Below are 18,230 nucleotides of genomic sequence, written 5' to 3'. Positions count from 1 at the left end.
ATGCTGACATTAGAGAAGTTTGAAGAAGCAAGTGAACTTGTAAAGAAAGTTACAAATCCAACGAAGCTGGTATATAGTGAGTTTTTAAGTGAACAGACCGGAGGAAAGGTTTATCTGAAGCCGGAGAATATGCAGTATACCGGAGCGTATAAGGTAAGAGGGGCATATTATAAAATCAGTACCTTGTCTGAAGAAGAACGGGAAAAAGGGCTGATTACGGCATCGGCAGGGAACCATGCACAGGGAGTTGCTTATGCAGCACAAAAGTTTGGATGCAAGGCAGTTATTGTGATGCCCACGGTAACCCCTCTGATTAAAGTAAACCGCACGAAAAATTATGGAGCGGAAGTGATCCTTCATGGAGATGTATATGATGATGCCTGTGCATATGCTATGAAACTGGCTGAGGAGAAGGGCTATACTTTTGTGCATCCTTTTGACGATCTGGATGTGGCAGCCGGCCAGGGAAGTATTGCCATGGAAATCGTTCAGGAATTGCCTACGGTAGATTATATTTTAGCGCCCATCGGTGGCGGCGGGCTGATTACCGGAGTGGCTACTCTTGCGAAAATGCTGAATCCCAAGATTAAGGTAATCGGCGTTGAACCATCTCCGGCAGCCAGTATGACTGCCGCACTGCGGGCGGGTGAACCAGTGACGCTGCCGACTGCCAATACCATAGCAGATGGCACGGCTGTCAAGCGAGTGGGTGAAAAGATATTCCCTTATGTTCAGGAGAATGTGGATCAGATTCTGACAGTAGAAGATGATGAACTAATCGGAGCATTTCTTGATTTGGTTGAGAATCATAAAATGATTGTGGAGAATTCCGGTCTTCTTACGGTGGCGGCATTGAAGCAATTAGAGCTGACAGGAAAGAAGGCGGTGGCCATTTTAAGCGGCGGAAATATGGATGTCATTACCATGTCTTCCATTGTACAGCATGGATTGATTCAGAGAGACCGTATTTTTTCTGTGTCTGTACTGCTTCCGGATAAACCGGGTGAGCTGGTTCGTGTTGCTGCGACAATTGCCAATGCGCAGGGAAATGTAATTAAACTGGAGCATAACCAGTTTGTCAGCACAAACCGAAATGCGGCAGTGGAGCTGAGAATTACGATGGAGGCTTTTGGAACAGAGCATAAACAGGAAATTATGCAGGCTTTGGAAGATGAAGGATTTCGTCCAAGAGAAATAGGAGCAAAGTTATACTAAAGTTTTTTGGAACAAATGCGAAAAAGGAGGATTGCAGTTATGAAGCGGCAATCCTTTTTTTGATTGTTAATATTTTATCTTGACAGAGTGTGTATAATTGTATACAATTATACAAGTTAAAAAGAGGAAATAAATGCCTTGTTATTTAAAGATGGGAGAGATAGAGATGGAAAACAGAAAAGTGTATTTCGATAAGCACACAAATCTATTACAGTTAGAGGAACACATGTATCCGCTTGTAGATGTGGATACCCCGAATGTGTTCCGCAATCTGTTCCATTATGATGAAATTCCGAAAATTGCATTTAATGACCGTATTGTTCCCCACAGTATGCCGGATGAAATATGGATTACGGATACGACTTTCCGTGATGGCCAGCAATCCCGTGCGCCATACAGCACAGAGCAGATTGTAACCCTATATGATTATTTTCACAAGCTTGGAGGACCAAACGGTAAGATACGTCAGAGTGAATTTTTCTTATACAGCAAGAAAGACAGGGATGCTGTATATAAATGCCTGGAAAGAGGATACGAGTTTCCGGAAGTGACAAGCTGGATCCGTGCGAGTAAGAAGGACTTTGAGCTGGTAAAAGATATTGGAATGAAAGAGACCGGAATTCTGGTAAGCTGTTCTGATTATCATATTTTTTATAAATTAAAAATGACAAGACGGGAATGTATGAATCATTATCTGTCTGTTATAAGAGAATGTCTGGAGAAGGGAATCAGCCCGAGATGCCATCTGGAAGACATTACGAGATCAGATATTTATGGCTTTGTAATTCCGTTTTGTTTGGAGCTTATGAAATTAATGGAGGAATATAAGATTCCGGTTAAGATTCGTGTCTGCGATACTATGGGATATGGAGTCAATTATCCGGGGGCTGTAATTCCGCGTTCCATACCGGGAATTATTTACGGACTCCGTGTCCATGCAGGAGTTCCAAGCGAGCTGATTGAATTTCACGGACACAATGATTTCTATAAAGCAGTCAGCAATTCTACGACAGCGTGGCTTTATGGGGCGTGTGGTGTAAATTGCTCCCTGTTTGGAATTGGCGAGAGGACGGGGAATACTCCTCTGGAGGCTATGGTGTTTGAATATGCACAGCTCAGAGGGACGCTGGATGGTATGGATACCACAGTTATTACAGATCTGGCAGAATACTATGAGAAAGAAATTGGCTACCGTGTTCCGTCGAGAACGCCTTTTGTGGGGAGAAATTTTAATGTGACAAGAGCTGGGATCCATGCGGACGGGCTTTTGAAAAATGAAGAGATATATAATGTGTTTGATACGGATAAATTCTTGAAGCGGCCGCCACTGGTGGCAGTATCCAATACATCCGGACTTGCCGGGATTGCGCATTGGATTAATACTTATTTCCGGTTGCCGGAAGGAAAGCAGGTTGATAAAAACACAGAGCTGGTAACGATGGTAAAGGCATGGGTAGACAAGGAATATGAAGAAGGGCGTGTTACTGTATTGACAGATGATGAACTGCTTGCCGTTATTGATGATGCCTGCCGTCAGCTTGGAATAGAGTTAACCGGGGAGAAATAAGTTATGGAAGAGTATCAGGATCAATCGCTCAGAGGAAAAGTATTCCGTAAGTTAAGGGAAGATATTTTATCCGGTGTCTATAAAGAGCATGATGAACTCCGTGAAATTACGATTGGCGAGGAGATGGGGGTAAGCAGAACCCCGGTAAGAGAAGCTTTGCGGCAGCTGGAGCTGGAAGGTCTTGTAGCAATCATTCCCAATAAAGGAGCTTATGTAACAGGGATTACACCGAAGGACGTGCACGATATATATAAAATCCGGTCTATGCTGGAGGGGCTCTGCGCACGGTGGGCAACCATGAATATTACGGAAAATCAAATCAGTGAATTGGAAGAAATTATTTTGCTTTCAGAATTTCATTTAAAAAAAGCAAGTAGCGGGAAGGCCAAACAAGTATCAGAACTTGACGGAAAATTTCATAAAGTCTTGTATATAGCATCAAATAGCCGTATACTGGAACATGTATTATCCGATTTCCATAAATATGTGCAGGTGGCAAGAACCATGTCTGTTGGTGCAGAGAGCCGCGCCGAAAAATCTATAGCAGAACACAGAGACATTTTGGAGGCGATAAAAAGCAAAGATGCAGATCTGGCAGAGCGGCTTGCGAATGAACATATTATGAGGGTTATGGAAAATCTTCATATAGAAGAGTAGTGTAAATAAAACAAAAAGGAGTGTAAGCGATGGCAAAAATTAAAATGACGACACCAATCGTAGAGATGGATGGAGACGAGATGACAAGAATCCTTTGGAAGATGATTAAAGAAAATCTTCTGGAGCCATTTATTGAGTTGAATACAGAGTATTATGATTTGGGTCTGGAGAACAGGAATGCAACGGATGATCAGGTGACGGTAGATTCTGCCAATGCAACGAAAAAGTATAAGGTGGCGGTAAAATGCGCGACAATCACACCAAATGCCGCACGTATGACAGAATATGACCTGAAGGAGATGTGGAAGAGTCCGAATGGCACGATCCGTGCGATTCTTGATGGAACTGTGTTCCGCGCCCCGATTGTGGTAAAGGGAATTGAACCGTGCGTAAAAAATTGGAAGAAGCCTATCACTATTGCAAGACATGCCTATGGTGATGTATATAAGGGATCGGAAATGAAAATTCCGGGAGCAGGAAAGGTGGAGCTGGTTTATACTGCTGAGGATGGCTCAGAGACAAGAGAGCTGGTACATAATTTTGATGGAGTCGGGATTGTGCAGGGAATGCATAATATCAACCGTTCTATTGAAAGCTTTGCAAGAAGCTGCTTTAATTATGCCCTGGATACCAAACAGGATCTTTGGTTTGCAACGAAAGATACAATTTCTAAAAAATATGACCATACATTCAAAGATATTTTCCAGGAAATCTTTGATGCAGAATATAAAGAGAAGTTTGAGCATGCCGGAATTACTTATTTTTATACTTTGATTGATGATGCAGTTGCCCGCGTTATGAAGTCCGAGGGCGGTTATATCTGGGCATGTAAGAATTACGACGGAGACGTGATGAGTGATATGGTATCCTCTGCTTTCGGTTCACTGGCAATGATGACCTCTGTTCTGGTATCGCCGGACGGATATTATGAGTATGAGGCGGCGCACGGAACCGTACAGCGTCATTATTACAAGCATCTGAAGGGGGAAGAGACATCAACTAACTCAGTGGCAACCATTTTTGCATGGACAGGAGCGCTTAGAAAACGTGGAGAGCTGGATGGCAATGAAGAACTGATGGCATTTGCTGATAAGCTTGAGAAAGCAACAATTGAAACAATTGAAGATGGTAAAATGACAAAAGATCTGGCGCTGATTACAACGATTGAGAATCCGACAGTGCTTAACAGTGAAGCGTTTATCAAAGCAATTGCAGAGAGGTTGTAATGATATAATTTCATACTTAAAGGGGGATTATTGTGAAAAAGAAAATAGTGAGGGCTGTGGCTCTTGTATTGGTATGCAGCATGATGGTACTGCCGGTTTCCGCAGCAGAAATGACGGAAGAAGCAGTAAATGCGGTAGGCGGAGAAGTTATTGAGCTTAGTGAGGAAGAATCACTCTATGATTTTCCGTATGTCGATGTAGATGAAAATGAATGGTTTGCGCTGGAAGCCTATGTTATGTATGAAACCGGGCTGATGATGGGAAAAGACACTGAGCATTTTGCCCCATATGAGCCACTGGCGCGCGCTCAGTTTGCAATGATTATCTGGAGAACCGTCGGCGAACCGGATATTCCGTATGATGAGATTTTTCCGGATGTACCGGATGGGACATGGTATACCCGGGCTGTTCTTGCAGCATATGGACTTAATATAATTACAGGTTATTCAGATACCGGATATTTTGGACCGAGCGACTACATTACCAGGGAACAGATGGCTACAATGATGTACCGTCTTGCGATTACAGCAGAGCTGGATGTAAGTGCAAGATCGGATTTCGGTAATTTTGTTGATGGAGAAAGTGTAAGTTCTTTTGCACAGGATGCAATGTCATGGGCAGTTGCCAGAGGGATCATTACGGGAAAGGATAGCGGTACGAGGCTTGACCCGCAAGGAAGTACCAGCCGTGCGGAAACGGCAGTTATTTTGACAAGATTCTTCTTAAGTTATGGTGAGTAAATAAAAGGAAACAGGGAGCGAAAGTACGTGTTTTTGCTCCCTGTTTCTTCTTAATTATTCAGCCAAAGATTCCCAGCGTTCATAGAGTGTTTCCAGTTCCAGAGCAATTTGGGATTTTTCTTTTGAAAGCTCCTGGCATTTTACAGAATTGGTATAAATTTCTTCCCGGGTCATAAGCTCGTCAATCTCAGCATCCCGTTCTTCCAGTTCGCTGATATGGTTTTCTGTTTTTTTCAAATCGTTTAAGCGCTTTCGTTCTTTAGCCTGCGCTTCTTTCTGCTCCTGCCAGCTGAGTTTAGAATCGGATACCGTTTCTTTTGCAGAAATGGAAATCTCTGCATTAGGAACACCGGCGTAAGCAGCGGTCAGGGTTTCTTTCTTTTCTAAATAATAATCGTAATTTCCGATATAATTTACAAACTTATGATTTATAAGTTCCAAGATTCTGGTAGCTGTTTGATTAATAAAATACCTGTCATGGGATACAAAGAGTACTGTTCCGGTATAATTGTTCAACGCTTTTTCCAGAATTTCTTTGGAGGTAATATCCAGATGGTTGGTCGGCTCGTCCAGAATCAGGAAATTTGCTTCTGACAGCATTAGTTTTGCCAGAGAGACACGTCCACGCTCTCCGCCGCTTAAATCAGAGATCTGTTTGAATACATCGTCGCCGGTGAATAAAAAGGCGGCCAGAATGTTGCGGATTCTGGTATTGGTGAGAGTGGGATAGGCATCTGATATTTCTTCAAAAATAGTCTTCTCCATGTGAAGTACATGATGTTCCTGATCGTAATATCCTATCTTGACATTGGTTCCCAGCGTAAAGGTTCCTGTATCCGCGGGAAGGACTTCGTTTAAAATCTTAAGAAGCGTTGTTTTACCTGTTCCGTTATCGCCGATAATCGCAACATGTTCGCCGCGTTTGATGTCAAAGTTTATGTCGGAAAACAGGGTTTGCGAGGAAAATGCTTTGCTTAAATGTTCTACAGTCAGAACATCGTTTCCGCTGGTGCAGGAGGGCTCTAAAGTCAGATGAATCTCACTGTGAATTTCGGCAGGTTTTTCCACAGGCGTTATTTTATTCAGCATTTTTTCCCGGCTTTCTGCTCGTTTAATGGATTTTTCCCGGTTGAAGGAACGTAATTTTTCGATGACAGCTTCCTGGTGTTTGATTTCCTGCTGTTGGTTTAAATATTCTTTTAATTTTGCATTCCGGATCTGTTCTTTTTTTTCGGCGTAAGCAGTATAGTTGCCGAGGAATGTCATAAGCCTTCCAGACTCGATTTCAATAACTTTTGTGACGACTCTGTTCAGAAAATAACGGTCATGAGATACAATCAAAACTGCTCCTGGATAGTTAAGCAAATAATTTTCCAGCCATGCAATAGAGTTTAAGTCCAGGTGGTTGGTGGGTTCATCCAGAAGCAGAACATCGGGTTTTGTGAGAAGCAGCTTTCCCAGCGCTACCCGTGTTTTCTGACCTCCGGAAAGTGTATCGACGGATTTATTAAATTCTGATTCGTGAAAGCCAAGTCCTTTTAAAACACCTGTAATCTCACTTTCGTATGCATATCCGTTTTCACGTTCAAAGCGGTCTGTCAGACGGTGGTAGGCGGCAAGGCGGTTTTCCAGTTCCTGACCGGCCAGAGTTTTCAATTCCAACTCAATGCTTCGGATTTGTTTTTCCATTTTAATAATATTTGCTTTTGCAGTCTTTACTTCTTCGTATATGGTATGTCCGTTTGTGACTTCCTGATGCTGGGAGAGATATCCCAGAGTTTTGCCCTTGGCAAGGGTAACAGTCCCGGCGTCCAGGGAAAGTTCCCCCACAATCATTTTGAGGATTGTGGATTTCCCTGCACCATTTAATCCTACCAGGGCGGCTTTTTCGTGTTCTTCTATATGAAAAGAGCCATGTTCGACAATAACTTCTTCTCCAAATGCTTTTTTAATGTCATGGCAAGCTAAAATCATAGTATAACCTCCGTAAATTCTTCCACTTCATTATACAAAAAACAAAAGAAATTACAACTAAAGTAGAAAGATTTTTATCAAAAGTTTGACATTAATTAAACAATTCTATATAATATCTCTAGAATGTAATCGGGAAGGTGAGACTAGTGGAAGAAAGAGAGATCTCTCAGGCAGTGATACGAAGACTCCCCAGATATTATCGTTATCTTGGAGAACTGTTGGAAAATGGAGTGGAGCGTATTTCCTCCAATGATTTGAGCAAGAGAATGAAAGTTACGGCATCTCAGATCAGACAGGATCTGAATAACTTTGGCGGATTTGGCCAGCAGGGATATGGATATAATGTGAAATATTTGTATACGGAGATTGGTAAGATACTCGGGTTGGAGCAGCATCATAATATTATTATTATCGGGGCAGGTAATCTTGGACAGGCGTTAGCGAATTATGCAGATTTTGAGAAACGAGGCTTCATTCTGAAGGGGATTTTTGATGTTAATCCGACTTTGGCAGATGTATCAATCCGCGGTGTTCCGGTTCGGATGATGGATGAATTGGAACAGTTTGTCAGAGAGAATGATATAGAGATCGGTGTGCTGACGATTCCCAAGACAAAGGCAGTTGAAGTGGCGAATAACCTGGTGAATAATGGTGTTCGGGCAATTTGGAATTTTGCTCACATTGATTTGAATCTTCCTGAAAATGTGATTGTTGAAAATGTGCATTTATCAGAAAGTCTGATGCGGCTGTCTTATAATATCAGCCGGTATCATGAAGAACATAAAGAAAGTAAGTAAAAAGACATTGCGGCGTGTATGGAAGGCCTGTATAACGGGCTTTTTTTACACGTTGTTTTGTATAACGGACATTGTCATAAAATAGTCGAAGAAGGTGGAAGAATGATATATTTTCCAGATGCAGGGCAGATGAAGGCGGCGGACAGATACACCATTGATGTGTTGGGAATTCCATCGCTGGAACTTATGGAAAGAGCGGCGGAAAGTTGTGTACAGATTATGGAGGCGGAAGGCATTGACTTGTCGAAAATATGCGTGATATGCGGATCGGGAAATAACGGCGGAGACGGATTCGCCATTGCACGGATGCTGAAGGAGAAGAAGTTGGATGTGGAGCTTGTCTTTATCGGAAAGGAAGTTAGCTGTACGGAGGAAACCAGGAGGCAGATGCAGTTATTTCAGAAAGTTGGCGGAAGAATAAGCAACACTTATGAAGAGAAAGAATATAGTGTAATAGTAGATGCAATATTTGGTGTAGGCCTCAGCAGACCGATTGAAGGGAAATATTTCGAGATTATAGAATCTTTGAACCGCTCTAAAGCTGTGAGAGTGGCTGTAGATATTCCTTCTGGCATATCAGCAGATACAGGATGTGTGATGGGAACGGCTGTTCGCGCGGATCTGACGGTTACTTTCCAGAAAAGGAAACTTGGTCTTATCTTTTATCCCGGATGTGAGTATGCAGGAAGAGTGTTTATTGCCGATATTGGAATTTGCACAGAGAAAATGGAAGAGGATGCAGAGACTGTGTTTTCTTATGAGCCTTCACTGTTTTCAGAACTCTTGCCGGAACGAAAACCGGATTCTCATAAAGGAACTTATGGAAAAGTGCTGATTATTGCAGGGAGTAAGGGAATGGCCGGAGCTGCGTACTTGAATGCATTGTCCGCTTATCGGACAGGTGCCGGGCTGGTTCAGATTTATACGGTGGAAGAGAACAGAATGATTCTGCAGCAGCTTTTGCCAGAAGCAATTATTACGGCATATGATTCTTATGATGAAGAGGAAGTACGAGGGCTTCTGACGTGGGCAGATGTTGTGTGTATTGGTTCGGGAATCGGCGTCAATGAGTGCTCGGAAAAGATTTTGGAGATGGTTGTAAAGAATGTTCAGGTACCTTGCGTTGTTGATGCGGATGGACTGAATATTTTAGCAGGACATCCGCAGTATCTGGAAGGAATATCTGCCGGGCAATTTGTATTTACCCCACATCTGAAAGAAATGTCCAGACTGACACGGATAGATGTAGAAACATTGAAGAGCCGCAGAATAGATGCAGCCAGAGCATTTGCAGAAAAATATCCCGTTGTCTGCGTTATGAAAGATGCCAGAACGGTGGTGGCCTGTGCAGGCAGACAGACCTACGTAAATATTAGTGGGAATGCAGCTATGGCGAAAGCTGGTTCTGGCGATGTGCTGGCGGGTATCATTACAGGTCTTTTGGCTCAGGGCAAGGATTGCTTTGAAGGCGCATGTATAGGAGTGCTTCTGCATGGAATGGCGGGAGATGCGGCAAAGGTTGAGAAAGGCAGCTATAGTGTACTGGCAAGAGAGCTGGCGGATGGAATCGCGGCTGTGCTCAGCCGGAAGGAGGATTAAGAGAGCATGAAAAAGTACAGCAGAGTATGCGCAAGAATTGATTTGGACGCGATTGAATATAATATGGAAATGATGAAGAAGAATATAGCGGCAGATACAAAGATTATTGCCGTACTTAAGACGGATGCCTACGGGCATGGAGCAGTTCAGATCGCAAGATTGTTTGAATCTGTCGAATATATATGGGGATATGCTGTCGCAACAGCGGATGAAGCAGTTTTGCTGAAAGAAAAGGGGCTGAAAAAACCTGTTTTAGTGCTGGGTTGTGTCTTTCCGGAGCAGTGGGCGGAGATGATTGAAAAAGAAGTGCGCATGACTTGTTATTCGGAAGAAATGGCAGAGGGAGTTTCCAGTCTTGCTTTTGATATGGGAAAAAAGGCTTATCTTCACATAAAAATTGACACAGGAATGGGAAGACTTGGCTTTTCTGTATGTGAGGAAAGTGTTGATAAGATTGCAGGAATTGCAGCCATGCCTTGTCTGGTGTTGGAGGGGATGTTTACACATTTTGCGAAAGCAGATGAGACGGATAAAGGATATACGGATCAGCAGATAAAGGAATATCTGTGGATGAAGAAAGCGCTGGAGGAAAGAAAAATCTGCTTTCCATATTGTCATTGTTCTAACAGTGCCGGAATTATAGATATAAAAGAAGCCAATATGGATCTTGTCCGCGCCGGGATTTCTATTTACGGAATGTATCCGTCGGAAGAAGTGAGAAAAGAGAATGTCCCATTAAAACCTGCAATGGAATTAATCAGCCATGTAACTTATGTAAAATGGATAGAGGCAGGAACGTCCGTTAGCTACGGGGGAACATATACGGCAAAAGAGAAGCGGAAGATTGCTACCATTCCGGTAGGCTATGGCGACGGTTATCCCAGAAGCTTGTCTAACAAAGGCTACGTGTTGATTCATGGCAGGAAGGCGCCAATCTGTGGAAGAGTGTGCATGGATCAGTTTATGGTTGATGTTACAGAAATTGAAGATGTAAAATTCGGAGATAGAGTTGTCCTTGTAGGATATGATGGGGCAGAACATCTTCCGGTGGAGACACTTGGCGATATTTCCGGCAGATTTAATTATGAATTTGTCTGTTGTCTCAGTAAACGTATACCAAGGGAATATCTGCGTCAGGGTAAATTGGTAAAGCAGATTGATTTTTTCACGTAGGTAAAAATAAAACTCTGCAGAATACATCCGAAAAAGATGGAAATACTTATTTTATCTTAGAAAATCGGAGTGTGAAATAGAGTGCAGGTAAGACGTGGAGATATTTATTATGCAGATTTAAGTCCGGTAGTGGGTTCAGAACAGGGAGGCATCAGGCCGGTGCTGATTATTCAGAATGATATTGGGAACAGGCACAGTCCAACTGTGATCTGTGCGGCGATCACTTCCCGCATGAATAAGGCAAAGCTTCCGACACATGTGGAAATTGATGCACGCAAATATCAGATTGTCAAGAATTCGGTTATTCTGCTGGAGCAGATTCGTACGATTGATAAACAAAGGCTCAAAGATATGGTTTGCCATTTGGATAAAGAACTAATGAATAAAGTAGATGAAGCAATTAAAGTTAGTTTTGAGCTTCATACATAGAAAAGGAGCATAGGCGAAAAATGGAAGAAGGCAGTTTATTTCTGCGGATGAAGGAAATATTTCAGGGAGAAAATGGGCAGAAGGAAGTCCTGGGGAAAGAGGCGGCGGATTTAATTCGAAATATTTTCCGGTATATGGATAAAGATGCAAAAGATATCATGACGCACCGGAGAGATATTGTGGCGATTGACGGAGAAGAAACGCTGGAAAAGGCGTTAAAGTTTATGTTAGATGAAAAGTTTTCACGCTTTCCAATTTACAGGGAAGATATTGATGAAATTATTGGAATCTTTCATTTGAGAGATGCGATGAAAGCTTATCTGGACAAAACGCTCCGGGAAACTCCGGTAAAAGACCTTGAAATGTACATACGTCCGGTAGCATTTATTCCGGAAACGAAGAGTATCGACAGACTTTTCAAGGAAATGCAGGCAGAGAAAAACCACATAGCCGTTGTACTGGATGAATATGGTCAGACTTCGGGTATTGTGGCAATGGAAGATATTCTGGAAGAGATTGTCGGAAATATCATGGACGAGTATGATGAAGAGGAAGAAACGATTGTCTGTCAGGCGGATGGCTCTTATATTGTAAATGGGTTTATCGATCTGGAAGATTTGGAAGACTTGATGGGGCTTAGTTTTGACAAAGAAGAGTATGAGACGCTTAATGGATTCCTGATTGCGGAGCTTGACCGGATACCGGGAGAGAATGAGCGATGTGCCGTAGAATATGAAGGATATCGCTTTACGATATTATCTGTAGACAATAATACAATTCAATCTGTGAAAATGGAAAGGATTGCAAAAAACGAACAGGAGTGATAAGATAGAAAGTGTGAGTAAAAATTAGGAAGATACAAGGAGAGATCAAGACATGTCAGGACATTCAAAATTTGCCAATATTAAGCATAAGAAAGAGAGAAATGATGCCGCAAAGGGAAAGATTTTTACGAAGATCGGGAAAGAGCTTGCTGTTGCGGTAAAGGAAGGCGGAAGTGCAGATCCTGCGAATAACAGCCGTCTCCGCGATGTGATTGCAAAGGCGAAAGCGAATAATATGCCCAATGACACCATTGACAGAAGTATTAAGAAAGCGGCAGGCGATGCCAATTCTGCTAATTATGAGCATATTACATATGAGGGATATGGTCCGAATGGAACGGCAATCATTGTAGAGACACTTACTGACAATAAGAATCGTACGGCATCTAATGTAAAGAGCGCATTTACTAAAGGAAGCGGAAATGTGGGAACACCGGGATGCGTATCTTTTATGTTTGATAAAAAAGGACAGATCATTATCGACAAAGAAGAATATGAAGGGGATGCGGATGATCTGATGATGCAGGCGCTTGACGCGGGGGCAGAAGATTTTAGCGAGGAAGAAGACAGTTATGAAGTGCTTACAGATCCGGAAGATTTTAGTGCGGTTCGACTTGCGTTGGAAGAGGCGGGAATTGCTATGGCACAAGCAGAAGTAACAATGATTCCGCAGACATGGGTAGAATTAACAGACGAAAAAGATATCCAGAATATCAGAAGGACATTGGACTTATTGGAAGATGACGATGATGTTCAGAATGTGTACCACAATTGGAATGAATAGGTGATAGAATGGAACGAGTAAAACAGAAATTAATTGATTTATTTCTGGATGCATCGAATTATCAGTCACAATTCAAGAGAAAACTTTATGAGGATGCATTTACTAAATATTATAAAAAACACAAAGCTCTTTTTGAGGAAATAATTGCTATGTGTGAGAATGCGGAAGATGCAGATCAGGTTATAGAAGAACTGTCGGCGGTAATACCGGAATATGCACATGAGCAAATCAATCAGATTCAGAAAAAAAGGAAGAGAAGCAGCAGAATCCTGGATTATAATCTGGATATGATAACTTTCGTGTTTCCTGCAATTGTATATGACGAAAATGAGTACTGTGTTAAACTTGCGGATGCGATTCTGGAAAAATGGAATCGTCCGCCGATTGAAGGAAATATCCAGTGGACAAGCTATGAGAAGCTGCAGGGCGGTTTCCGGAGGCGTCTTTGCTATATTACAACAGCTGTATGCGAGAGCCAGAATAAGGCAGATGACTGCTATGAATTAAAACTTTTGCGCAGCTACAGAGATTCTTATCTTATGAGCAGTGAAGAGGGAAATGCTGTCGTTGAAGAATATTATGACGTGGCGCCGACAATCGTAAATCATATCAATAAAAGAGAAAATGCCAGTGAAATATACAATGAGATATACGACAGATATATCTGCCCTTGTATCCGTCTGCTTGAACAGGGCAAAAAGGAAGAATGCCGGGAGGTATATACCGAGATGGTAAAGGGACTTAAGAGACAGTATCTATATTCTTAGATAAGGAGGAACAACATGAGCAGCTATAATTTAGAAACAAAATGCGTACAGTCAGGGTATGAGCCCAAGAAGGGTGAGCCGCGAGTGGTGCCTATTTACCAAAGCACTACTTTTAAATATGATACCAGTGAGCAGATGGGGCGTCTGTTTGATTTAGAGGATGCAGGATATTTTTATACCCGTCTTCAGAATCCAACCAATGATGCGGTGGCTGCAAAAATCTGTGATCTGGAGGGAGGCGTGGCTGCTATGCTTACGTCATCCGGGCAGGCGGCAAGCTTTTACGCAATTATGAATATTGCACAGGCGGGAGACCATATTGTGTGTGCTTCAGCAGTCTATGGGGGAACCTATAACCTGTATGCCCATACGATTAAGAAAATGGGCGTGGATGCAACTTTTGTAGATCCGGACTGCAGTGAAGAGGAACTGAATGCGGCGTTTCGTGATAACACGAAGGCAGTGTTCGGTGAGACAATCGCCAACCCGGCTCTTGTTGTTCTGGACATTGAAAAATTTGCTAATGCAGCGCATGCTCACGGAGTACCGCTTATTATTGATAATACTTTTGCTACGCCGATTAACTGCCGTCCATTTGAGTGGGGAGCAGATATTGTGACTCATTCTACAACGAAGTATATGGACGGACATGCAGCGGCAGTGGGCGGTGCGATTGTAGATAGTGGTAATTTTGACTGGTCTGCCCATGCTGACAAATTCCCGGGGCTTACGACTCCGGACGAGACGTATCATGGCATTGTATATACGGAGAAATTTGGCAAGGGTGCCTATATTACCAAGGCTACGGCACAGCTTATGCGCGACCTTGGATCCATTCAGTCACCGCAGAATGCATTTTTGTTAAATATTGGTTTGGAAACACTCCATCTTCGTGTCCCAAGACACTGTGAAAATGCGCTGAAGGTTGCGAAGTATCTGAAAAATCATGAGAAAGTTGCCTGGGTAAATACCCCTGCCCTGGAGGGCGATAAATATTATGAGCTGGCGCAGAAATATATGCCAAACGGAACCTGCGGCGTTATCACATTTGGATTGAAGGGCGGCAGAGAGGCATCCGTGAAAATGATGGATAGTTTGAAAATGGTCGCTATTGTGACGCACGTGGCAGATGCAAGAAGTTGCGTACTTCATCCGGCAAGCCATACACACCGTCAGATGAATGACCAGGAGCTTCTGGAAGCGGGCGTACAGCCGGATTTGATTCGATTTAGTGTAGGAATTGAAAATGCTGATGATATTATTGCAGATGTTGATCAGGCACTTGCACAGGTATAAAATGATGAAAACATCTCCATACTAAGTATGGAGGTGTTTTTTTATGGGTGAAAAAAATGAACAGATTAAAGAAATGGGAGCAATGGATCTTGATAATGGAAAGAGAAAACATCATATAAAACTGATTACAATTATAGGAGAAATAGAAGGGCATGAAGCGGTGTCAGGGAATACGAAAGCAACTAAGTATGAGCACCTGCTGCCTATGCTGGCGGAAATTGAAGACAGTACGGAGATTGAGGGACTTTTAATCCTTCTGAATACTCTTGGCGGAGATGTGGAAGCAGGACTTTCTATTGCTGAAATGATAGCCTCTCTGAGTAAGCCGACAGTTTCGCTGGTTCTGGGAGGAAGCCATTCCATAGGAGGACCACTGGCGGTGTCGGCAGACTATTCTTTTATTGTCCCGTCCGGCACTATGATTATTCATCCGGTGCGCTCAAGCGGAATGTTTATCGGAGTTATGCAGAGCTTTAAAAATATGGAAAAGACACAGGATCGAATTACAAGGTTTCTTGCAAAACATTCACATATGAAACAACACAGAATCGAGGAGTTGATGCTGAATCCGACCCAGCTTGTGAAAGATGTGGGAACCCTTCTTGAGGGGCAGGAAGCCGTAGATGAGGGGCTAATTGATGAGGTTGGCGGCATGAGTGATGCGTTGAATAAATTGCACGAAATGATTGAAATGCAAAAAAGAAAAAACAATGAAAATTCATAATGACATCACTTTTTAAAGATGATATACTAAACATAGTATGTTTAGATCTTCAAGGGGGATGTATTATGGCTTCTAAAGCTGGCAGAAAAAAGGGGTCCAGACAGAAAAATAAGAAAAAGCAGGAACAGAATTTTGTTTTGAATGAAATTATTATATGGGTAACGCTTGCGGTCAGTATATTTCTGTTAATCAGTAATTTTGGATTTGGCGGCTTCCTGGGAGCCGGTATTGCTGATTTTATGATGGATATTTTTGGCGCCGGCGCTTATATCGTACCGTTTCTTTTATTTGTGGCAGTTGCCTTTATTATTTCCAATAAAGGCAATATGACCGCATATATCAAAACATTTGTCAGTGGAATTTTATTCGTGCTGATTTGTACTCTTTTTGAATTGATTCATGAGGCGGGCGGCAGGCTGGGATGTGTTCTTGCAGACCTGCTGATTCCGGCGGTCGGCATTGTCGGTACATATGTGATTGTTTTGATTCTGATGATTATCTGTGTGGTAGTAATTACCGGAAAATCGCTTTTAAAAGTTATGGATGATAGTGGGAGAAAGGCTTATTCCAAAGTAAAAGAAGACGCGAAAAAGCGTCATGAACATGCAAAGGAACAGAAGGAACAGGAGAAATCGGCAAAGGTTTCCGGAAGAACAAGCCGGAGGAAGAACCGGGTAGAAGGGGTATCCTTTGATACAACACTTTCTAAGAAATCGCCGGATATGAGGGAATTAAAACCTGAAGGCGAAGCAATGACACAGGATGTTCCAAAAGAACCGCAGTTCATAATTAACCGTGCAGGAGCAGACGAGCCTGAATTCCCGGAACCGGAAGCAGTTGAAGCGGTTTCGGAATCTGCGAGGTTGGAGAATGAAGCGGAGGAAAGGCCGCGAAGGAAAGGAAAACTGAGCACAGAGGTTATGGCGGCAGAAGTAGCGGATGTAGAGAATGCTGTTGCCGCAGCGGATTCCAAGCCGAAAAAAGCATATAAGATTCCGCCCTTGTCTCTTCTTACCAGGGGAAAGAAAGGCGGTGGAGATTCCGATGCACATCTTCGGGAGACTGCGATGAAGCTGCAGCAGACATTACAGAATTTTGGCGTTAATGTTACGATAACAAATGTAAGCTGCGGACCGTCTGTCACCAGATACGAATTACAGCCGGAACAGGGAGTTAAGGTTAGTAAAATTGTCGGGCTGACGGATGACATCAAGTTGAATCTTGCCGCAGCAGACATTAGGATTGAAGCTCCAATCCCGGGAAAGGCGGCTGTAGGAATCGAGGTCCCGAATAAGGAAAATTCAACAGTTATGTTGAGAGATCTTCTGGAAACAGAAGAATTCAAGAACAGTAAATCTAAGATATCTTTTGCTGCCGGCCGTGATATTGCAGGGAAGGTTGTTGTTGCAGATATAGCGAAGATGCCGCATCTGCTTGTTGCCGGGGCAACAGGTTCCGGAAAATCTGTCTGTATCAATACGCTGATTATGAGTATTCTGTATAAGGCTTCGCCGGAGGAAGTAAAACTTCTTATGATAGACCCCAAGGTGGTGGAGTTGAGTGTATATAATGGGATTCCGCATTTGATGATTCCGGTGGTCACTGATCCTAAGAAGGCGGCAGGAGCTTTGAACTGGGCGGTATCTGAGATGACAAAGCGTTATCAGTTGTTTGCCGAGTACAATGTCAGGGACATGAAAGGCTATAATGATAAAATCGCACAGCTTCCGGTTGAAGAAGGAAAGGAACTGCCGCAGAAGATGCCGCAGATCGTGATTATCGTGGACGAGTTGGCGGATCTTATGATGGTTGCACATGGAGAAGTGGAAGATGCAATCTGCCGTCTGGCACAGCTTGCAAGAGCGGCGGGGATCCATCTTGTTCTTGCGACACAGCGCCCGTCCGTAGATGTTATCACTGGTTTGATTAAGGCAAATATGCCATCCAGAATTGCTTTTTCTGTTTCTTCCGGTGTGGACTCCCGTACTATTATTGATATGAATGGAGCAGAAAAACTTCTTGGAAAAGGCGACATGCTGTTTTATCCGGCAGGTTACCAGAAACCGGCGCGTGTGCAGGGCGCGTTTGTATCGGATAAAGAAGTACAGAGTGTAGTGGATTTCCTTAAGAGTAAAAACGGAGAATCTGTCTATAATGAAGAAGTCGTCAACCATATGAATTCCAGCGCTTTGGGAAGAGATGGCTTGGCGGGAACTTCGTCTGACGGAAAAGATGCATACTTTGTAGAGGCAGGAAAATTTATTATTGAGAAGGATAAGGCATCCATAGGGATGCTGCAGAGAGTTTTTAAAATCGGTTTTAACCGTGCGGCAAGAATTATGGATCAGTTATGCGAAGCGGGGGTTGTAGGCGGAGAAGAAGGAACGAAGCCAAGAAAGATATTAATGTCAATGGAAGAATTTGAACAATATATTGATGAGTACATATAAAAGAGAAA

Annotated in this window: 16 protein-coding genes; 15 read left to right on the top strand and 1 reads right to left on the bottom strand. The window is 42.9% G+C overall.

The window, feature by feature from the left end:
• From ilvA to OCV99_RS03120, 5 genes are all read left to right on the top strand, one after another.
• Entirely contained in the window at nt 1-1,215 is a 1,215-nt protein-coding gene (gene ilvA / locus OCV99_RS03140) for a threonine ammonia-lyase (RefSeq protein WP_158368073.1), read from the top strand.
• Nucleotides 1,216-1,381: 166 nt separating this feature from the next.
• Nucleotides 1,382-2,782, top strand: coding sequence for a beta/alpha barrel domain-containing protein (locus tag OCV99_RS03135; RefSeq protein ID WP_158368071.1), 1,401 nt, complete (start codon nt 1,382-1,384; stop codon nt 2,780-2,782).
• Nucleotides 2,783-2,785: 3 nt separating this feature from the next.
• On the top strand, nt 2,786-3,439 hold the full coding sequence (locus tag OCV99_RS03130) for a GntR family transcriptional regulator (RefSeq protein ID WP_158368069.1): 654 nt from the start codon (nt 2,786-2,788) through the stop codon (nt 3,437-3,439).
• A gap of 29 nt (nt 3,440-3,468) precedes the next feature.
• Nucleotides 3,469-4,665 carry an NADP-dependent isocitrate dehydrogenase gene (locus OCV99_RS03125; protein ID WP_158368067.1) on the top strand — a complete coding sequence of 399 codons (1,197 nt, stop codon included), beginning with the start codon at nt 3,469-3,471 and terminating at the stop codon, nt 4,663-4,665.
• 32 nt (nt 4,666-4,697) lie between these two features.
• Entirely contained in the window at nt 4,698-5,405 is a 708-nt protein-coding gene (locus tag OCV99_RS03120; RefSeq protein WP_158368065.1) for an S-layer homology domain-containing protein, read from the top strand.
• Nucleotides 5,406-5,459: 54 nt separating this feature from the next.
• Here the strand turns inward: OCV99_RS03120 and abc-f are convergent, their stop codons facing one another.
• Nucleotides 5,460-7,379, bottom strand: a complete 1,920-nt coding sequence (gene abc-f / locus OCV99_RS03115) for a ribosomal protection-like ABC-F family protein (RefSeq protein WP_158368063.1) — start codon at nt 7,377-7,379, stop codon at nt 5,460-5,462.
• A gap of 146 nt (nt 7,380-7,525) precedes the next feature.
• On the opposite strand from abc-f, the gene OCV99_RS03110 reads away from it, so the two are divergent.
• The 10 genes from OCV99_RS03110 (at nt 7,526) to OCV99_RS03065 (ending at nt 18,222) form a co-directional block, all read left to right on the top strand.
• Complete coding sequence (locus OCV99_RS03110) at nt 7,526-8,176, top strand: redox-sensing transcriptional repressor Rex (RefSeq protein ID WP_158368061.1); 651 nt, start codon at nt 7,526-7,528, stop codon at nt 8,174-8,176.
• A 102-nt stretch (nt 8,177-8,278) separates the two neighbouring features.
• Nucleotides 8,279-9,775: an NAD(P)H-hydrate dehydratase gene (locus OCV99_RS03105; RefSeq protein WP_158368059.1), complete on the top strand. Its 1,497-nt coding sequence runs from the start codon at nt 8,279-8,281 to the stop codon at nt 9,773-9,775.
• 6 nt (nt 9,776-9,781) lie between these two features.
• Nucleotides 9,782-10,948, top strand: coding sequence for an alanine racemase (gene alr / locus OCV99_RS03100; protein WP_158368057.1), 1,167 nt, complete (start codon nt 9,782-9,784; stop codon nt 10,946-10,948).
• Between the two features lie 81 nt (nt 10,949-11,029).
• A complete protein-coding gene (locus OCV99_RS03095; protein ID WP_158368055.1) occupies nt 11,030-11,377 on the top strand; it encodes a type II toxin-antitoxin system PemK/MazF family toxin in 348 nt (115 codons plus the stop codon).
• A gap of 20 nt (nt 11,378-11,397) precedes the next feature.
• Nucleotides 11,398-12,201: a hemolysin family protein gene (locus OCV99_RS03090; RefSeq protein ID WP_158368053.1), complete on the top strand. Its 804-nt coding sequence runs from the start codon at nt 11,398-11,400 to the stop codon at nt 12,199-12,201.
• 52 nt (nt 12,202-12,253) lie between these two features.
• Entirely contained in the window at nt 12,254-12,985 is a 732-nt protein-coding gene (locus tag OCV99_RS03085) for a YebC/PmpR family DNA-binding transcriptional regulator (protein WP_158368051.1), read from the top strand.
• Nucleotides 12,986-12,993: 8 nt separating this feature from the next.
• Nucleotides 12,994-13,752: a CFI-box-CTERM domain-containing protein gene (locus OCV99_RS03080; RefSeq protein ID WP_158368050.1), complete on the top strand. Its 759-nt coding sequence runs from the start codon at nt 12,994-12,996 to the stop codon at nt 13,750-13,752.
• Nucleotides 13,753-13,767: 15 nt separating this feature from the next.
• Entirely contained in the window at nt 13,768-15,048 is a 1,281-nt protein-coding gene (locus OCV99_RS03075) for an O-acetylhomoserine aminocarboxypropyltransferase/cysteine synthase family protein (protein WP_158368047.1), read from the top strand.
• 43 nt (nt 15,049-15,091) lie between these two features.
• Nucleotides 15,092-15,772, top strand: coding sequence for a ClpP family protease (locus tag OCV99_RS03070; protein ID WP_158368045.1), 681 nt, complete (start codon nt 15,092-15,094; stop codon nt 15,770-15,772).
• A 65-nt stretch (nt 15,773-15,837) separates the two neighbouring features.
• The gene (locus tag OCV99_RS03065) at nt 15,838-18,222 is read left to right on the top strand and encodes an FtsK/SpoIIIE family DNA translocase (RefSeq protein ID WP_158368043.1); all 2,385 of its coding nucleotides are present in this window, start codon (nt 15,838-15,840) and stop codon (nt 18,220-18,222) included.
• Nucleotides 18,223-18,230 lie beyond the last annotated feature (8 nt).

It is taken from the genome of Dorea acetigenes (genome assembly GCF_025567385.1).
GTDB classification, from domain to species: Bacteria; Bacillota; Clostridia; order Lachnospirales; family Lachnospiraceae; genus Claveliimonas; species Claveliimonas acetigenes.
The sequence above is the reverse complement of the archived record's forward strand: the minus strand, read 5'-3'. Positions and strand labels throughout refer to the sequence as shown.

Excerpts from the sequence above, each read along its gene's own strand:
- ilvA (WP_158368073.1), top strand. The coding sequence starts at position 1 with ATGCTGACATTAGAGAAGTTTGAAGAAGCAAGTGAACTTGTAAAGAAA.
- OCV99_RS03135 (WP_158368071.1), top strand. The coding sequence starts at position 1,382 with ATGGAAAACAGAAAAGTGTATTTCGATAAGCACACAAATCTATTACAG.
- OCV99_RS03130 (WP_158368069.1), top strand. The coding sequence starts at position 2,786 with ATGGAAGAGTATCAGGATCAATCGCTCAGAGGAAAAGTATTCCGTAAG.
- OCV99_RS03125 (WP_158368067.1), top strand. The coding sequence starts at position 3,469 with ATGGCAAAAATTAAAATGACGACACCAATCGTAGAGATGGATGGAGAC.
- abc-f (WP_158368063.1), bottom strand. The coding sequence starts at position 7,379 with ATGATTTTAGCTTGCCATGACATTAAAAAAGCATTTGGAGAAGAAGTT.
- OCV99_RS03105 (WP_158368059.1), top strand. The coding sequence starts at position 8,279 with ATGATATATTTTCCAGATGCAGGGCAGATGAAGGCGGCGGACAGATAC.
- alr (WP_158368057.1), top strand. The coding sequence starts at position 9,782 with ATGAAAAAGTACAGCAGAGTATGCGCAAGAATTGATTTGGACGCGATT.
- OCV99_RS03090 (WP_158368053.1), top strand. The coding sequence starts at position 11,398 with ATGGAAGAAGGCAGTTTATTTCTGCGGATGAAGGAAATATTTCAGGGA.
- OCV99_RS03085 (WP_158368051.1), top strand. The coding sequence starts at position 12,254 with ATGTCAGGACATTCAAAATTTGCCAATATTAAGCATAAGAAAGAGAGA.
- OCV99_RS03080 (WP_158368050.1), top strand. The coding sequence starts at position 12,994 with ATGGAACGAGTAAAACAGAAATTAATTGATTTATTTCTGGATGCATCG.
- OCV99_RS03075 (WP_158368047.1), top strand. The coding sequence starts at position 13,768 with ATGAGCAGCTATAATTTAGAAACAAAATGCGTACAGTCAGGGTATGAG.
- OCV99_RS03070 (WP_158368045.1), top strand. The coding sequence starts at position 15,092 with ATGGGTGAAAAAAATGAACAGATTAAAGAAATGGGAGCAATGGATCTT.
- OCV99_RS03065 (WP_158368043.1), top strand. The coding sequence starts at position 15,838 with ATGGCTTCTAAAGCTGGCAGAAAAAAGGGGTCCAGACAGAAAAATAAG.